The organism is Micromonospora sp. RP3T (genome assembly GCF_003027925.1).
Lineage (GTDB): Bacteria > Actinomycetota > Actinomycetes > Mycobacteriales > Micromonosporaceae > Micromonospora.
In genome coordinates, this window is sequence record NZ_PYPS01000162.1 from 1 (window position 1) to 529 (window position 529).

Below are 529 nucleotides of genomic sequence, written 5' to 3' on the forward strand. Positions count from 1 at the left end.
GCTCGGCCGGCCCGGCCGGTCGGGCCACCCCGGCGGCGACCCGGGCCACCGGCGGTCCGCCGGCCGGTCGTGGCTCGGGCGCTCCCGCCGGACGGGGCGCGCCGCCCGGCGCGACGGAGTCGTCGGGACGGACCGGACCGCGCCCGTCCGGACGGCCTCCTCGCGCCGTCAGGCCACCGGTGCGCTCGGGGTCGCCCTGCGGGCCGGGAACCCCCGGCCCTCTTGGCGGCACACCCGCACGAGCCGGATCGGCCGTGGCGCGGTCTCCGGCCACCGGCGGCACCCCGGCTCGGGCCGCGCCCCGGGCCGGGCCGGGCGCTTCGGACCGGACGGGCGGCTCGGACCGGACGGGCGGCTCGGACCGGACGGGCGGCTCGGACCGGACGGGCGGCTCGGACCGGACGGGTGCCCCGGGCGGCTGGGATCGGCCGACCGGCTCGGATCGGACCGGGTGCTCGGGTCGAACCGGTGCCCCGGGCGGCTGGGATCGGCCGACCGGCTCGGGACGACCGGCCGGCCCGGCCACGGC

1 pseudogene is annotated in these 529 nt (G+C 83.9%); it reads right to left on the reverse strand.

Annotated elements, in window-relative coordinates:
- Positions 1–274: pseudogene (locus C8054_RS33030) on the reverse strand (hypothetical protein); the annotation flags it as partial.
- Positions 275–529: the final 255 nt, after the last annotated feature.